Raw genomic sequence first — 17,366 nt, forward strand, 5'->3', positions numbered from 1 at the left:
TGCGGATAACACTTTCAGCTTTGTTTTAGCCTATGTTGCTATTTTTTTAACATCGCTCTCAAATTTGCAATATTCGCTTTATTTTTCTCTTTTCTGTGTTCTTCAGAAACCTGCTGCCCTGACTTTTCCCAGCGTAAATCTTTTTGATCAAGCTCATCCAAAAAGCGAGATGGTTCGGTTGTGATCGTTTCACCGTATTGACGACGCTCTTTAGCGTAAGTTAAAAACAGTTGAGTTTGTGCTCTGGTGATACCAACATAAGCTAATCGACGTTCTTCCTCTATGTTTTCTTCGTCAATGCTCGATTGGTGAGGCAACAATCCCTCTTCCATCCCAACCATAAACACATACGGAAATTCGAGCCCCTTAGACGCGTGCATTGTCATCAACTGGACTTGGTTATCAGCTTCGTCTTCTTCGTTACGCTCCATCATGTCTCGTAGAGTCAGTTTTGTAACCACCTCTGCTAAAGATAATGGTTCATGTTCATCATCACCGTCCAACATCTGATTTACCCAGCTATAAAGCTCGCTGACATTTTTCATACGCATCTCTGCGGCTTTCGGGCTGGCACTGGTTTCAAACAACCAGTCTTCGTAATGAATCCCTTTTAACATGTCTTTAACGGCTTCTTTAGGCTCGCTTCGCAATACCTGATCGCTTAGCTCCACAATCCAACGGGTAAAATACTGAATAGCGGATTTAGCCGGTCCGGATATCATTCCCATAAAAGCATTATCAAATGCCGCTTCAAATAAACTGATATGTTTGTCATTGGCTAAATGACCAAGTTTTTGCAATGTTACAGGACCAATTTGACGTCGTGGCGTATTGATAATCCGTAAAAATGCATTATCGTCATCTTGATTCACCAATAAGCGTAAATACGCCATGATGTCTTTAATCTCTGGTCGAGAGAAAAACGATGTACCGCCGCTAATTTTGTATGGAATACGGTTAGACATAAGCAATTTTTCAAAGATACGAGACTGATGATTGCCTCGATATAAAATCGCATAGTCACCATAATGGGTTTTATTGGTAAATCGGTGAGCTATGATCTCAGCGATAACTCGCTCAGCTTCATGTTCTTCATTTTTAGTTTGGATAACCCGAATTGGATCACCATATTCTGCATGCGCTTTGAGCTTTTTATCAAATACATGTGGGTTTTTATCAATTAGCACATTTGCAGCATGCAAAATACATCCAACCGACCGATAATTCATTTCAAGTTTAATTAGCCGCAATGCCGGAAAATCTTTGCTAAGTAAAACTAAATTTTGTGGTCTCGCACCTCGCCAGGAGTATATCGATTGGTCATCGTCACCGACCACCGTAAACCGAGCATTGTCGCCGACAAGTAGCTTAACTAATTCATATTGGCTGGTATTGGTATCTTGATATTCGTCCACCAGCAAATAACGTATTTTCTTTTGCCACCGCTCTCGTACCTCATCATAATTTTTAAATAATAACGTAGGGATCAAAATTAGATCGTCAAAATCCAACGCGTTGTAGGCACGCATTTGTGATTGATAACGATGGTAAAGTTCAGCGTAAAGGGCATTTTCAGAGTCTGTTGCTTCATCAAGCGCCTGCTGTGGCAAAATTAAGTCATTTTTCCATGACGAAATCCGATTGATCAGTTGGTAAATGCTTTCTTTATCTTCTTTTAGCTCAGGTTCGGTCAGTTCCTTTAACAACGAGAAGCAATCTTGGTCATCAAATAAGGAAAAATTGGATTTGTAACCCAGAGTTTTTATTTCTTTTTTTATGATATCTAGGCCAAGCGTATGAAAGGTTGATATTTTTAAACCTTTGATCCGTGAACGATCCATCGACTGCTTAATTCGCTCGCGCATTTCCCGCGCCGCTTTGTTAGTAAATGTTACCGCTGCAATTTGATTTGCGGGTAACCCACAACGTTCAATTAGATGAGAAATTTTATTAATAATAACTCGAGTTTTACCGGAACCTGCACCGGCTAGCACAAGACAAGGTCCATCAACAAACGTGACGGCAGCTTCTTGTTCGGGGTTTAAACGCATGGAAATATCCTTGAACTTTGGGAGCCGAATATTACCAATAATTTGCCTTAGTTGGTACTTATACCAATCTGTAAAATTAATTGCGGCCTTGGCACTAGCCTTTTTATTATGAACTTATACAATAGCCAACTTAATGATTAAGGACCCGACTATGTTAGACGCAAAAAAAATTGAGCAAATCGCTGAGCAGATCACCAATGTAATTCCACCAGGCGTAAAAACATTAGCCGATAATGTCGAAGAAAAGATTAAAACGGTATTGCAGGCAAAGCTGAGTCAGCTTGACGTCGTTAGCCGCGAAGAGTTTGATGTGCAAACTCAAGTATTGGCTCGAACGCGTCAAAAATTGGATTTACTTGAAAAAGAATTTGAACAAATTAAACAACAATTTGCTGATACTCCGGCAGAGTAACCGTGAGTTAATTTTACGTCACGGCGCGGTTAATAAGAAAGTTAACTTAGACGTGACGTAGAGGACGGCCTAAATTACTCTCGATGCCAACACACCCTACCTTTTCCTTCAGATTTAGCGGCATACATAGCGTGATCTGCGTTTAGAATAACCATATCTAGTTGCTCTTTTGTTTCGGCACGGGCGACTCCAATACTTGCACCTATTGTGAGTTTTTGGTCTTCGAACATATAATCACGGCTGATTTCAGTGATAATTCGCTCACCTATGTTTTCGACCAATTCATCGCTGTCTACCAGTTCTAAGACCACAACAAATTCATCACCACCAATACGCGCAACTATGTCATAACCCCGCATTAACTTAGTCAGTCTATTGCTCACTTCAATCAACACGGCGTCGCCAGCTGCGTGACCATAATTGTCGTTGATGTGCTTAAAACCGTCCAAGTCGATAAATAACAAATAAATCGTAAACTTGCCCCGGGCCATTTTTGCCCCACACCGGGCTAAATATCCGTTTAAATACTGCCGGTTGGCTAAGTCAGTCAGATAATCGTGAGTTGCCTGATGCTCTAACTTATTACCCAACTCTTTATTTTTTATGATTTCCTGCTCTAGGTCTAAAACGTTTAACTCAAGCTCTTTTTGCAATTTTTTGCGTTCAGTCACTTCCATTTCGAGGTTTAACGTTTTTTGCTCTAGCGTTTCAGTTTTTATTTCAATCAAATTTTCAAGATTCGATTGGTACGCTTTCAGTGATTTGTTGGCGTAAAACAACTGCTCTTGATATGAAAAAACATTCAACGAATTTGAAATCACGTGGCTAATCATAACCAGCAACTCTATATCATGGTCCGAATACGTTATATCCGGGTCATAGGTTTGCAGAATTATCGCGCCTAATGAGTGTTCGTCTGCAACCAACGGAAAACTAAGCCATTGTTCTGGTATCTTAGACTCAACCTTAACTAAGGATTCAGCTTGAAGGTGCTCAATCATTTCTTTTGAATAGTTGCACACGATATTGCTTGTGAGCGCATAAAAAATTAGATTCGAATGAATATCATCGACTGTCAGGTGATCTAAGCTTTGTAGGTCGACTCTGTTTTCAGTATCCGCAACATAGGGAAATCGCAGATAACCGTCGTCACCTAACAGCACTACACAGAAATTTTCCGCATAAGTGATTTTCCGCAGAATAGCATGAACCCTTTCAAGAAGTTCTTTGGTGTTTTGGCATTTGGTAAGGCAGGCGACAATTTCACTGGTGTGTAAAATAAATTCGCGATCGTCTATGTGCATATCGCTATTACATTTTCCATAATTTAAATGCCTTTAATTAGGGCGCAGTATTTAGTTTAGTTCAGTATCTAATATAAATACAAAAGTCAGCTACTTTATCCAAGTCTAAATGTTTAACCCTATGATGAAAATAGCATTATGAAAAATAATAAATATTTTGAACCGCTAATACCACCAATAACGCAATAGAGAGTGATTTCCAAAATGCCATAGGGTTTCTTTCCAACAGGGGAGCTGCGTCTAAACGACTCAACATCTGTGAGTTAGGCGTTTTAATATCTTGTAAGAATTCAGACATCGCTTGATATCGATGCGTAATATTAGGTTGGGTTGCTTTTTGAAGCGCCAAATCAATCCAAACTGGAATGTCTTGTCGGTGTTTTTGAATACTACGGTATCGCCAAAAGTCCAAATTATTAACTTCATTCTTCTGTATAAATGGCTTTTTGTATGGCAACTCACCGGTCAACATTTCATAAACCATAATACCGAGTGAAAATATGTCTGAGCGATGAACTCCTTTTTGGCCTAACAAATACTCCGGAGCGATATAACCTACCGCACCGACCAGTTCATCATTGTTAAATGGCGATCGGATCTCCTCAAGCCCTGCAACTTGTACCGTGCCAAAGTCAATGATCTTAACTTTGTTATTGTCGTTTATGATGATGTTTTCAGGCTTGAGATCTCTATGTACCATACTGTGTCGCTGCAATACTCGAATTGCCGCCATAATCTCAGCAGTTATCTCTCGGACTAACGTCAAACTCGGTTGTGGATTGTCATACATCCACTGCCGCAGTGTTTTGCCTTTTGCGTATTCACAAACATGGTATAAAAAAGGGCTACTGCTCTGCATCTCATTTCGAGGGTAAATTTTCATTACTCCACGACTGTTAATACGACTGCCTATCCACTGTTCCCGAATAAAGCCCTCTAAATAATTTAAGTCGTCACTGTAATTTTCAGTTGGGAACTTTAAAACAAACTCATTATCGGTTGGTAAATGTTTTGCTAAATAGACGTGGCTTCGAGTACCGCTATGCAGAACCTGCTCTATTAAAAAATCGTCTAACTTTGCCCCTTTAGACAATACAGGCGGTATTTTTAATGCCGTTAGTTCACGGGAGACTTCATGGATATCTTGCGTGGGTAATTGCTTAATTTCGGCAATAAAACAACTTAGATTGTCGACACTCCCTTGGTTTTTAGCCAGCAAGCACATGTCTTGTGCTATTTGTTCTAAAGATAGTGTTGTTGTTGCGAGTAACGATTTCATCTGCACACTTGATAACGACTCATGTACGCCATCTGTAGTGAACACAAAACGGTCTCCAAGCTGCAATTCATGTTGGCAGAAATCCACTTCTAAATGGCTGTCCATGCCAAGCGCTCGTGTGAGAAAACTGTTGTCTTTGGAGGTGAATTGGGAATGATCTTTTGTTAAAAGTTGGATAGCGCCGTCACGATACAAATACACACGGCTATCACCAATATGAAATATATTCGCAGTGTTTGACTTAAAAATCACGCCGCTGAATGTCGTCACTAGCTGGTTTTGACGGTAGTCAGCTTGTTTACCGTGATGAAATAACCAAGAGTTCAGGGATGATAGAACTCGAGCGACGGATTCTTTTACCGTCCAGGAGTCGGGAGTTGAATAATAATCACTGATAAAGGTTGTGACACTAAGCTGGCTCGCTTCTTTTGCGTTGTCACTGCAACTGACACCATCGGCGATACAGACAACACTTCCCTTGTTCTTTCGAGTCGACATCTCAGGTTGCTGAGCCGCAAACGCGTCTTGGTTTTCAGATTTAACTCCTTTGTCAGAAAACCCGCCAAAAGCAACATCAAGCGCTTGAGTAGATGGCTTCTTAACATTTTCAACTGACACGTTTTTCCCCAATTAAAACGCGTTTCTCATATAATAAGAAACGCATTACTTAATTCAATTACATAGAGGTTAGTAAATATTTACTAACCAACCGAGATAAGTTCAACCGTACCATCTTCTTGTACTTCGGCAATGTGGCCCTGAGGCTCTTCCATTAATAATAAGGTGATTAAACCGACCAGTGCGGTACCGGCGATAACAAAGAAGAAAGTAGAGTAATCAACTAATGATAGTACAGTAAGATAAACCACTGCCCCTACGTTACCGTAAGCCCCTGTCATACCGGCAATCTGGCCAGTCATACGACGTTTAATCAATGGTACAGCGGCAAAGACCGCGCCCTCACCAGCCTGAACAAAAAACGAACATGCCATGGCAGCTATAACCGCAAGCGCTACGGGCCATGTGCTGTCGACAAGTCCCATAACAAAATAACCTACTGCTAATCCCGCAGTTAAAATAAGTAATACCGGTTTTCGACCAAAACGGTCAGACAACCAGCCTCCCCCAGGACGAGACATTAAATTCATAAAGGCATAAGCAGATGCGACCATTCCCGCCATCACTGGAGTCAATTCAAACGTTTCTGAGAAAAACAGCGGCAACATAGAGATCACGGCAAGCTCAGAACCAAAAGTAGCAAAGTAAAGTATATTTAATACCGCAACCTGCTTGAATTTATATCGATGAATTTCAGGCACTTCTTCTTTAAAAACTTGTTTATTCACTTTCCAAACTTTAGAACAATCAAATATATACAACGCAACAAGGCTTGCATATATGGCCATCTCTGCGAATTCTGAAATCATATTTACGCCATTTGGCGATAATTTCCATGCAAGTAATGCCAGCGCAGCGTACATTGGGATCTTCATCACTAAAAGCAGAAAGAAATCACCAGTTGACGTGATTTCCATCGCGCCAACATTTTTAGGACGATAGTAAGTTGCCCCTTTTGGCGTATCGGTAACATTGCGATAAAAAATAACAGAATATAGCAAGCTCATGAGTCCGGTAATCCCCATGGCATAACGCCAGCCATCTTCTCCACCAAACATAACTGCTACAGTAGGTAAGGTGAACGCCGCGGCCGCTGAGCCAAAGTTGCCCCAACCGCCATAAATCCCTTCAGCTGTCCCTAATTCATTATGCGGGAACCATTCTGAAACCAAACGAATACCAACAACAAACCCGGCTCCAATCAGCCCCAATGCAAAACGAGCAATCGCCGCTTGAGTAAAGGTGTCAGCTAGCGCAAAAGCAAAACACGGAATAGAACAAACAGCTAATAATCCGGAGTAGACGATTCGAGGGCCAAATTTGTCGGTTAACATTCCTATGATGACTCGGGCTGGGATTGTAAATGCCACATTTAATATCAGTAACGTTTTAATTTCAGACGTTGTTAATCCAAGCGACTCTTTAACCGCTTGTAACAATGGAGCAAAGTTAAACCAGACAACAAATGTAATAAAAAACGCAATCCAACTTAAATGTAAGACTTTCATTTTGCCGTCAAAATTAAATAAATTAAATTTTGGAGATTCTTGAGTTGTTGCCATTATCATTTCCACCAATGATTTTTAACCAAAAAAAAGGCCACGGGCAAACATCAACTTTATTGACATTTTCCAGTGGCCTCTTCGCCTAATCTCTTAACGCCGACAACCTAGTTGGCGATAGAGTATTAATATGTAACTGTTCGTTTTAAAACTGTTATTGAAAAGGATTGTTTGCACCTTTAATGCCAATGAACTTTTATTCTATAAAAACAGTTAGTTAAAATAAATTAACCCATGAGTTTAGACTATTTACTTCATTGTTTGCACAGTTTTGATCCACAGACGCACAATCAACGAGCATCTAAGAATTTGTTGTTTGCCTCGCTCTCAACTGTTCAATTAGGACGTCTCAACTTGACAGACAAGTCAATAATGTTCGGTATAACAAACCTTTAAACACATAACGAAATGTAATCCGATTTAATCAAATTTAATTGTTAATACCGAGCTCTGAACCATGTGTATTGGCAGTCCACATGCGTAAAAAAGCGCTGTTTTTTTTTCGATTAGTGGCGAACGCTAAAAAACTCTAGTTTTATCGATTGACCTAGACGGTAATTGTCGACGACAGAGGGGCATCAAATGCAACGAAAAAGCGCAACCGCTGTTATATAAGTCTATGTTTTAAAAAATAATTGGTACGTAATTAATGGGATACATTTTAAATTGATATTAGTTGCCTTAATGTTAGGAGTTGTCACAATTATTCGTTAAAATGCCGCACCAGCTTTCGACTGGATGGCGATGGCTGATTCGACACTTTTCAGCATTAACAATTTAAAATTGAAAAATAGGATTTCTAATGAAAAAACTGACTTTACTTCTCGCAACAGTTTTGGCTTCTAACGCATACGCTAACCAAGGTTCACTAGATGCAACAGTTGCATTCCAGGGTGATTATTCAGGTATCGCATTAAACTATGAAACCGCAGCACCAAATTACATTGAAAACACCAAAAATGGTTATTACGAAGGAACGTTAGTTTACCTATCTGGTGACGTTGGTGATACTTCATTTAGCCATACGTTAATCGGTCTTTCTTATGGTATTGGCGACAAGCTAAATAACCAATTTAATTGGTTTGCGCAATTAGGTTTGGGTTACGTAAACAATAATGTAGATTTCTCTATCATGGGCAATTCCAGTTCTGTTTCAGACTCTGGTATAGAGCTTCTAGGTAAATTAGGGATCAGTTCTTCACTGAACGACAAAATCGACTACAAAGCTTACGTAGCACTTGAAGACGATACCGTATTAGGTATCAATGCAATTTATAAACATTCTGAGAAACTTAAATTTATTGCAAAAATCGAGACGTTCTCAGATAGCCGTCTTGCCTTCGGTGTAAATTACCAATTTTAATTCTTAATTTACATCTGTTGTGGCAAAAACATAAGATTCAAAATTGTTCCATGCTAGATTTAAACAAACAACGGAATTAAACAAAGAACAGAATCAAAAAGGGCAATAATTATATTATTGCCCTTTTTATTTACAGTTTGTACCGCGCTTTAAATTGATGCGCACCGATCCACTTGTAACCCTGTAACTTTATCGCCTCCCGGTTATGGTTCGACTTCTTGATAATCAAAATAACCAAAGTCAGCAAAATTTTTCTGCCCTGATAAGTCTTGGCAAGCAAGTCCATAAAACGCACCGGTAAAGCAGGGGTGAAAATATTGCTCAGCATGCTCTACATAATCATCGGACAAAATACTACCGTCCAATACCGGACCGACTTTCCTCCATTTAACCTTTCCTTCATCATCAATACCATAATAAAACTGCAGGTGTGCGCCAAAATATTCAGCTTTAAGATGTACTTTTTCAAGATCTGAAACGTCAATAGGTTTGGTCAGTGGCTCGCTAATTTCATTATTATCTGCGCTGATTATCGCTAAGTATTTTTTGCCACTGTATTGGCCAAAATCATCGCCATAAATATGTAAATAATAGTGATGAGTGCTGTTGTAGTAACACGTAAGCCCAGCCATTTGTTGGAAATTTTCAGGGTTAAATTCAATACAAGTTGCAGCTGACGTACTATGTGCTTGGACTCGCCGGGCAATCATGCTTTGTTCAAAACAAGAGGCTAAAGAGTCTCGGCCGTATAATCGCAGAAACCCCGGTCGGTCGGTTTGATTAACCCAATCCGGTGTCATGGGCACACGTAGTGACTGAAAGTGAATGTCTATCTCATTTGAATCAAAATTAACTCTCGTATTTGATGGCGTAAATGCATGCTCAGGTAGCTCTGGCGCTTCAACAAACGCCCTTGCCTCATGCCCTCCGCAGGCCAAATAAAGCCAGCCATCGTCGCGCCATTCAACCTTTTCAATGGCACTTTCACGACCGGTAATACAACGCCCTAGAGTTGTTAAAGGGCGGCCAGTAAGAAACACTACATACCAGTCACCATTTTGGGTTTCGACTAAATCACCATGCCCGGTCTTTTGCAAATAGTTGTCTGGACTGTACTTAGCTGTAATAAGTGGATTTTCGGGATGAACCTCATATGGACCAGTAATCGTTTTTGACCGGCACAAGGTAATGCAATGTTCATAACTCGTGCCACCTTCAGCGGTCATCAAATAATAGTAACCATTGCGTTTATATAAGTGTGGCGCTTCTGTGCGACCGTGTTCAGTACCGTCAAAAATGTAGTGAATTTTACCCACAAGTTGATTTTTCTTGGTATCAAATTCTTGCAAGATTACGCCGCCAAAAAACTTGCCGTCGCGGTGATCCACTAGCATATTAACGTAATACGAACGGCCATAGTCATCATGAAACAACGAAGCGTCGAACCCACTAGAACTGAGAAAACAAGGTTCAGACCACGGCCCATTAATATCTGTGGCGGTTACTAAATAGTTAGGCGTGTCTTTCCAATTACCATTGAAGTTTTTAACATTGCTATAAACCAGATAAAACACGCCATTATGGTGAGTCAAACAAGGCGCCCAAACGCCACAAGAGTCTGGTACACCGCGCATATCAAGTTGTGAGACTCGGTCAAGTGGCCGGTTAATAAGTTGCCAATTAACTAAGTCTCTAGAATGATGAATTTGGCAACCGGGGAACCATTCAAATGTAGACGTGACAATGTAATAGTCATCATCTACGCGGACAATGCTTGGGTCTGGATTAAACCCTTTTAAGATTGGGTTTGAGATTAGTTTCGTCATACTTGTCCCTACTTACCTTCAAACTGGCTCGTTTGGACCCAGCGTGTTTCGTCGTTAATTCTCTCTAACCATCGCTGTTTTATTAATGCATTAGCCTGTACTCGGGTATCACCCCATTGGCCATTACTGCACCCGGGTTGTCCGGCAGCAATACCAGGTTTACAGACCCACATGCCCTGCGTTTCCCAATGCGCATTAATATACGCAGCCGCTTTAATCACGTCGCGATTCTCGTCAATAAAGTCAAAGTAAGGCTTAAACCAACCTTGCCAAATCTCTTCAGCCGTAACGTCTTCGGGTAAGTTTTCTTGGATCACACTTTTGGTTAAGCCGCCAATTCGATAACCTTGAGGCGCTGACTCAGCAATCATCACGGGCTTGTTATGTGTCCGCGCAAAATCAACTAGCTTTTGCTGAGCAATTACTGGCGTAGTCCTAGGTTGGTAATTCCACTGTTTTAAATCTCGGTAGAAAACCGATAGCCCAACCCAATCAACAACGTCATCGCCTGGGTACCAAGCGTCAAAATGATTTTCCCGAGTAATGTCATAAATATCAATGCCAAAGCTGTCAGACCACGCCGCTGTTTGCCAAACGGTCGTTATATTCAATGCGTTTTGTTGCACAATAACGGACGCTATTTTACGAAATGTTTTTTTGTAGTTCTCTGGGGTATAGCAATTCCATGGACCGTCAAATTCGTAACCTATTCGTAAGTAAATTTTGCGCGGTGCCAACGACTTAAAGTGTTTAATCATGTGGCTTATTGTTTTGTCGTACTTACCCTCTACAATATTTTGCTCATGGGAATTTTGCGATTCGGCTTTATTACAATGATCAAAGGATAACCCCACTGCAAGTGATGCATGCGGGTCAACTAATGCGAGTGATTCATTAAAGTTGGTATCGCCCGCTAACCAGTTATCGGTTTTATGGACCCCCATCAATGTTTTTTCAGGATCAGCGGCTTTTAGTTGGGTGTACAATGTTAACCCCTCTATATTGTCTTCAGGAACATCTTTTATGTAATCCGCTATCGACTCACTGTCCTGACCAATAAACATTAAGGTTTTATCCGCGCTTGGCACAAATTGGTAGTCTTGTGGCGGCTCTGAAACACTGGATTGATGATTTGAATGACGCTCTGGACTACAAGCCAATAACATCGAAACCGCATAAACCAAAGCAATCACGCTGCTTATTCGAAAAAGAACACCATTCATAAAACCACCTCACAATAATATTAGCTGCCACACTATGTTCTTAAAAACATCGATGCAATTGCGCTATCAATTAACGTAAATACGTTAACTAACTTAATAAAGCGCGACAGAGAAATGTACATAAAATTCGAGGTATATAGGGCCACACTAAAGGCAAGAAGCAAACGTGTTATCGACAGGTCATCAAGTTAGCCCAACCACTACAGTTGAGCTAACTCAAAAGTTTTAGCTTGATGATAGGCTCTTATCTAAAGCGACTTGGATCGATGTTGGAACTTGAATTTTTGCTCTTCAATTAAATCCCCCGAACCATCACGCGGGGTTGTGAAAAAGTTAACATTTAACGTGTCGTTATTATTGTCTAACTGAATCGATGCAAATCCCCATATAAAACCTTTACCCCAAATGATGTCCATTTCTGGGTAAGCACGCTCTTGGAACGCAGCTAACGTTGAATGCTGCCCCCGCATTTTTGACGCAGCGCCACTTATAATCAAAGGTAGTTTTGGTCGTTTGGCATTTTGATACTTAGAACAGTCATCTGTTAATAACTCTAAATCATGCTCATGTCCTGCGATATAAGCGTCTGCGTATTCACATAAACTTGGTAACAGTAACTTACGTAATACATGCCCTTCATCGTATTTTGACCCACCGTAAGACCACAAAATATGATGTCCGTAAACAATTTTCCATTTTGCTGTCGACTCTTTGAGTCCCTTCTCTAGCCAAGATAACTGTTCAACATCTTCATTATTTTTTGGCCCCTCGTGCACTTCTATGCCTTCTAGCTTGGCAACACCGAGTTCGAGGGCTTGGGCTAATGGCATTTCGCTGCCGTCGTCATTTAATGGCACTTCATAATACGTCTGACCGGCCAGTAACATATTTGTATCAAGCACAAAAAATTCGACTTCATTACCTGGCGTGCCTTGTGTATAACGATAATACCCTTTGTCACCCATGTGGAATTTGTCTTGTTTTGCCATCCATTTTGTTTGTAACGCGACACCTTTACGCGACGACTTCCAGTCATGATTACCCAGTGATGAATACACTTTTAGATCAGGCACTTGTTCAAACAACGGCACTAATGGTTTTAGGATGAGATCATTCATTCGCTGTTGATCGTCTTTACCATCATTTGCGTCGGCACCATCTGGATAGATATTGTCGCCCAATTGAATGCCAAAATCACAACGATTGGTTTTACAATAATTAGCCATCGCTTTGCCCACAGGCAAGGCGCCACCCCGCTCAGTAGCAATATCAGTCCCTGGATAAATATAAATTGGGGCGTGATCAAAATCTGCTAAAGGGCGTTTTTCCTCCAACCAATCTTCGATTTCCGAGACGATAAATTGTTGTCGGTTTTTCGGGTTAGATATGTGTTTTTGTTTTGGATAATCAACATGATACCCGCCGTCACCAAACGCCAAAAAATGAATGTCTTGATCATTACTTTTTACCGCTTGGGTTGAAGAGGGAGCCGTCGTACTGTCAGTTGCACATCCATTTAGAAATAATCCAAATAGGGTTATCGATAAAATATGTTTCGCGGCTGCTATTGCGTTCTTTTTTGTATTCAATCGTGGTTTTGTAGTCATATTTCTTTTTGCTCTTTTTTGCTCTTTTTAATCAATAGTGCAACATCCCTGTTGCACTATGAGTCACTCAAAATCTATTAAAGGCCGTTATATGTAAAGCCTATTTCAAAAGAGCGGCCGTACTCTTCATACTGATAATTGTAGTTACGTGTACCGTGGTATAAGTAGTAAGATTCGTCCGTTAAATTAACCGCATTAAAATAAACGATACTATTGTCGTCGACATAATATTTGGCGCTGAACTCAAGCTGTTGATGTTCGTCTTCAAATACTCTACGGTCAGCATCTTCAAATAAAAATGCTTCACTCTTATAACTTGCTGTTAAACGTGTACTAAACTTGTCTGTTTCATACGCCACTGATACATTTGCAATCGTATCTGATTGACTCGGTAAGTCGTCACTCGCATCGGTTAATGTGGTATTAGCTGACAACAACCAGCCTGAATCAAACCCTTTGGTATAGGCCAATTCTAAACCCGTTAATTTCGCACTTCCGCCATTGACTGACTGTACAACTTCGTCAAATCCAGACCAACTGCCATTGTCTTGCACTTCTTGCTTAACAATAAAGTTGTCTATGTTTTTATGAAAAAGCCCAGCAGAGATAACCCCTAACTGACCTGGGTAGTACTCAACTGAAAAATCAAAGTTGCTTGCTTCATACGCTTCAAGATTCGGATTGCCCACTTCGGCAATTACTTCTGACTCGCCGTCTTCGGTTTCAACTTCAATCAACTGAAATGCCGCAGAATCACTAAAATTTGGACGACTAATGGTATTGGTATACGCAAATCGCATTAGCAAATTATCACTTAGGTCGTACCTAACATTTACGCTAGGCAAAAAGTGGTCATAGTCTTTTTCGACGTTCCAACCGTTTACAATTAGCGTTTCCGTGTCTTCATCGTCATTCACATCTAAGCGAACAACATTTCCGTTTGTCGCAAATTGAGTAGATTCAAAACGCACCCCGGCGATTATCTGCCAATTTTGATAATTCATATCAAACATCGCGTATAAGGCGTTGATAGTTTCCTCTGACGTATAACTTTCGCCTTTACTGGCAACATTTGACTCGTTTTCATTAAGCTCAAGTACGCTGCGGTTTTGCGCCATGAATTGCTGTAACTCAGCTCGGCTTAATCCCGGTCCAAAGTCACCTAATCCCCATGAAGGCGTAGCTGTCTCAAAATCTGCGGCGGTAATATCATCAAAACCACCATCATATATAGATACTTTCATGTCGTTAGTTTTCTCACGACCACGATGTTTTAAACCAAATTGGGCCGTGCCGTTCATGTTTAGAAATGAAATTGGGTGACTCATATCAAATTTGAATGACAACTCTGAATCTTCGGCCTTATTGTCGTTCGCTTCAATTTCGTCCATTTCAAACGCCGACATATCAATGCCGCTATTTGGTGCTTGGAAGGTTGGAATTGGTCCTGAGGTTAAATAGCTTAAATCCAACTCTTCACCGGCAAAAGTAACGTCCATTCGGCTTGGTTCTTCTTCTGTCGAAACGGAATAACCAACATTGTATTCCAAGTGCCATGTATCTATTTGTTGCTCGCCGCCAAGTACAGTCGATAGGATAGTTTGAACTTCATAACGGTCTTTTGTATCCCGATCCATTTCAGCGTCAACCACAGACATCGAATTCGCCGTGTTGGAGTTGAGCTTACCATCGCTAAATTTGTATTCGTTGCGAAGTCTAAATTCATCATCTGAAAATTCGCTATACAAGGTTCTTAAATAAAACTGGCTTGTTGCGCTAGCGATAAAATCTAAATTTAGGGCAACGCCTAATCGCTCGCGGGTGATTTCGTAATATCTCTGTTCTATTTCTTCTGCGCCAAATACTTCAACATCGTCACCTGTAAGCGCGTCTTCAATTTCCATATCTTCTAACCAACCACCGTCAGTTTCGACATTATGAGAACCAAATTTGCGTTCCAACCAGCTTACCGCCGCAGCAACGCCAAGTTGTTGGCCTTTGTCTAAATGAATGATGTCGGTGAAACTTCCAGATAACTTCGGACTCACTTCTTCTGTTAAATCACTATAACGCGCCTGTGCTGTTACTGAGAACGTTCGGCCGTTACGGTCAAAAGCGCTTAAACTTTTAACTTCAATTGAACCACCAATTGCATCGGCATCCATATCAGGAGTAACCGTTTTACTGACTTCTAAACCTTCAATCAGCTCGCTTGGGATAACGTCCATTGCCACACTTCGCACACCGGCTTCCGGTGCAGGGATGTTAGCGCCGTTAATAGTTACGTTATTTAGATTAGGATCGATACCGCGGATCCCCACAAATCGGCCTTCCCCCTGGTCCCGTTGAATAAACATGCCCGGTAGTCGTTGCAATGCTTCCGCGGCATTTTGATCGGCAAATTGACCAATAGACTCTGATGAAACAACAGACTTAAGGTTCTTAGAGTTTTTTTGTCTGTTTAGAGCATCCATTTGGCTTGAACGCTGAGCGTAGGCAACAACTTCTTCAAGCTCATCGCTTTCACCAAGTGTAATAACTAAAGGTTTAGCGACTTGATTTTCGACAATGACAGTCTGCTTTACTGAATTAAAACCAATGTAGGTAATATCAAGAGTGTATATGCCATCTTCGACGCCAGATAACTTAAATGCGCCATTACGCTGTGTCACCGTTTTTAAGTTAAGTGATTTAATTTCGACTAACGCGCCTTCAAATTTTACGTTTTGATCCGCTGACATCAAAACCCCTGTAATGTCGGCTGCGACCGACTGACCCGCACAGATCAGAGCCGCACAGCTCAAAGAAATAGCGTGTTTTTTAAACTTCTTACGAAGAAAGTGAGTTGTCATTACTTTGCCTTTTATTGTTAGATTTTTCATTGCAGTCTTGCTGTTGTTTGTTAGTAGTTGTTTGTTATTAGTCATTTGCAGGGCGGCACTGTATTGATGAAAAATGACAGAAATATGATGGCAAAGATTTTTAACTCGTTGATGGACTCCTATTGTCACAAAAATATTCGTTTTCTCTGGTTAATGAGCGAAATTAACCCCGCTCGCGCCCTTGTTTAAAAGGCCATACAGCCAAATCAAAAATGTTTAGTCATATTTCTGCAAACTCCCTGAGCTAAAATGACCCTGTTTATAAAAACCGAGTTAATTAGACTTTGTAAAAACATAACTGGTTAGAAAAATGAATTTCAATTTATTAGGACAACATCATCGGCTGATCATATTTACTTTCTGTATGATTATTTGCACCTTCGTTACCACCTTCAGTCTTGGCCAATTAAAAGACGTTGCCACTTACGACTTTGCTGATTTATTAGGTGAAGGTGGTATCGCAGCAGTCACGTTAATGTGGATCACGGTCATACTGATGAGCCGCCCTGCTGGACAGCTAACTAATTATTTAGTGGTGGGTTTGGTCTTTATGCACATTTCTGTGCTGGCGGATTTTCTCGATGAGTTTTTATTTTACCCTCCTGAGCAATTGTGGATCACCGCATACGAATCCGTTCCTGCGCCAATAGGCATGTTATTAACAACGTATGGCTTATATCAGTGGCATAAAGAACAAGTAAGCATTAACCAACAATTAAAAAAACGTGAACAAAGTTTTAGAGAACATCAATCAATAGACTTTATAACTGGGCTTTATAATGGCCAGTTTATGAAAGCTCAAATAGAGCGAATGATTGAACGAACCAGCGCAAAAAAAACCAATATTAACTCTCAATTGCTGATGTTAGATATCGACCAATTTGATGACTTTGTGCAATTTAACGGAGACCCAGCAGCTGACCGAGTATTGCGCGAATTGTCAGAGCTTTTTTTGATGAACCTGCGGCCAACCGACTTATTATGTCGTTATGCTGGCGATAGATTTATCGCACTGTTGCCCAATCTCACCTCGTCGCAACTCGGTTCTGTGATCCACCAGTTAGAACAAGCAATTGCAAGTTATTCGATTAAGCCAACCTCTTCTGTGGCTGCAACGTATTTGAGCTTTTCTTATAGTCATTGTTCAACCAAAGAATTTGAGTCTGCCCAAAGCGCATTTGAACTGCTAAATAACCGAATGGTTCAGCAGAAACATGACAGAACTAGGGTTGCCTAATC

The 17,366-nt window shown here is 40.7% G+C and carries 11 protein-coding genes; 3 read left to right on the forward strand and 8 right to left on the reverse strand.

Going from position 1 to position 17,366, the window contains the following annotated elements; translation table 11 throughout:
- Positions 1–38: 38 nt before the first annotated feature.
- A complete protein-coding gene (gene rep, locus Q4575_RS09280; protein ID WP_215962492.1) occupies positions 39–2,051 on the reverse strand; it encodes a DNA helicase Rep in 2,013 nt (670 codons plus the stop codon).
- A gap of 151 nt (positions 2,052–2,202) precedes the next feature.
- On the opposite strand from rep, the gene Q4575_RS09285 reads away from it, so the two are divergent.
- Positions 2,203–2,463: an accessory factor UbiK family protein gene (locus Q4575_RS09285; RefSeq protein ID WP_303522552.1), complete on the forward strand. Its 261-nt coding sequence runs from the start codon at positions 2,203–2,205 to the stop codon at positions 2,461–2,463.
- A gap of 74 nt (positions 2,464–2,537) precedes the next feature.
- On the opposite strand, the gene Q4575_RS09290 is transcribed toward Q4575_RS09285, so the two are convergent.
- From Q4575_RS09290 to Q4575_RS09300, 3 genes are all read right to left on the reverse strand, one after another.
- A complete protein-coding gene (locus Q4575_RS09290) occupies positions 2,538–3,767 on the reverse strand; it encodes a sensor domain-containing diguanylate cyclase (protein ID WP_303522554.1) in 1,230 nt (409 codons plus the stop codon).
- 136 nt (positions 3,768–3,903) lie between these two features.
- Positions 3,904–5,664 (reverse strand): bifunctional protein-serine/threonine kinase/phosphatase, encoded by a 1,761-nt coding sequence (locus Q4575_RS09295; protein WP_303522556.1) that lies wholly within the window; start codon positions 5,662–5,664, stop codon positions 3,904–3,906.
- A gap of 83 nt (positions 5,665–5,747) precedes the next feature.
- Positions 5,748–7,226 carry a NarK family nitrate/nitrite MFS transporter gene (locus tag Q4575_RS09300; protein ID WP_215962495.1) on the reverse strand — a complete coding sequence of 493 codons (1,479 nt, stop codon included), beginning with the start codon at positions 7,224–7,226 and terminating at the stop codon, positions 5,748–5,750.
- A gap of 802 nt (positions 7,227–8,028) precedes the next feature.
- Between Q4575_RS09300 and Q4575_RS09305 the strand changes: the two genes are divergently transcribed.
- Positions 8,029–8,589: a hypothetical protein gene (locus Q4575_RS09305; protein WP_215962496.1), complete on the forward strand. Its 561-nt coding sequence runs from the start codon at positions 8,029–8,031 to the stop codon at positions 8,587–8,589.
- Between the two features lie 203 nt (positions 8,590–8,792).
- Here the strand turns inward: Q4575_RS09305 and Q4575_RS09310 are convergent, their stop codons facing one another.
- The 4 genes from Q4575_RS09310 to Q4575_RS09325 all read right to left on the reverse strand — a co-directional run bounded on the left by Q4575_RS09310 (position 8,793) and on the right by Q4575_RS09325 (position 16,127).
- Positions 8,793–10,415 carry a glycoside hydrolase family 43 protein gene (locus Q4575_RS09310; protein ID WP_303522559.1) on the reverse strand — a complete coding sequence of 541 codons (1,623 nt, stop codon included), beginning with the start codon at positions 10,413–10,415 and terminating at the stop codon, positions 8,793–8,795.
- 8 nt (positions 10,416–10,423) lie between these two features.
- A complete protein-coding gene (locus Q4575_RS09315) occupies positions 10,424–11,638 on the reverse strand; it encodes a glycosyl hydrolase (protein ID WP_303522561.1) in 1,215 nt (404 codons plus the stop codon).
- A gap of 248 nt (positions 11,639–11,886) precedes the next feature.
- On the reverse strand, positions 11,887–13,245 hold the full coding sequence (locus Q4575_RS09320) for a metallophosphoesterase (protein WP_215962499.1): 1,359 nt from the start codon (positions 13,243–13,245) through the stop codon (positions 11,887–11,889).
- 77 nt (positions 13,246–13,322) lie between these two features.
- On the reverse strand, positions 13,323–16,127 hold the full coding sequence (locus tag Q4575_RS09325) for a TonB-dependent receptor (RefSeq protein ID WP_303522563.1): 2,805 nt from the start codon (positions 16,125–16,127) through the stop codon (positions 13,323–13,325).
- Between the two features lie 310 nt (positions 16,128–16,437).
- Here Q4575_RS09325 and Q4575_RS09330 point away from each other — a divergent pair, with 310 nt between their 5' ends.
- A complete protein-coding gene (locus tag Q4575_RS09330) occupies positions 16,438–17,364 on the forward strand; it encodes a diguanylate cyclase (RefSeq protein WP_215962500.1) in 927 nt (308 codons plus the stop codon).
- Positions 17,365–17,366 lie beyond the last annotated feature (2 nt).

This window comes from Psychrosphaera sp. 1_MG-2023 (genome assembly GCF_030548245.1).
Lineage (GTDB): Bacteria > Pseudomonadota > Gammaproteobacteria > Enterobacterales > Alteromonadaceae > Psychrosphaera > Psychrosphaera algicola.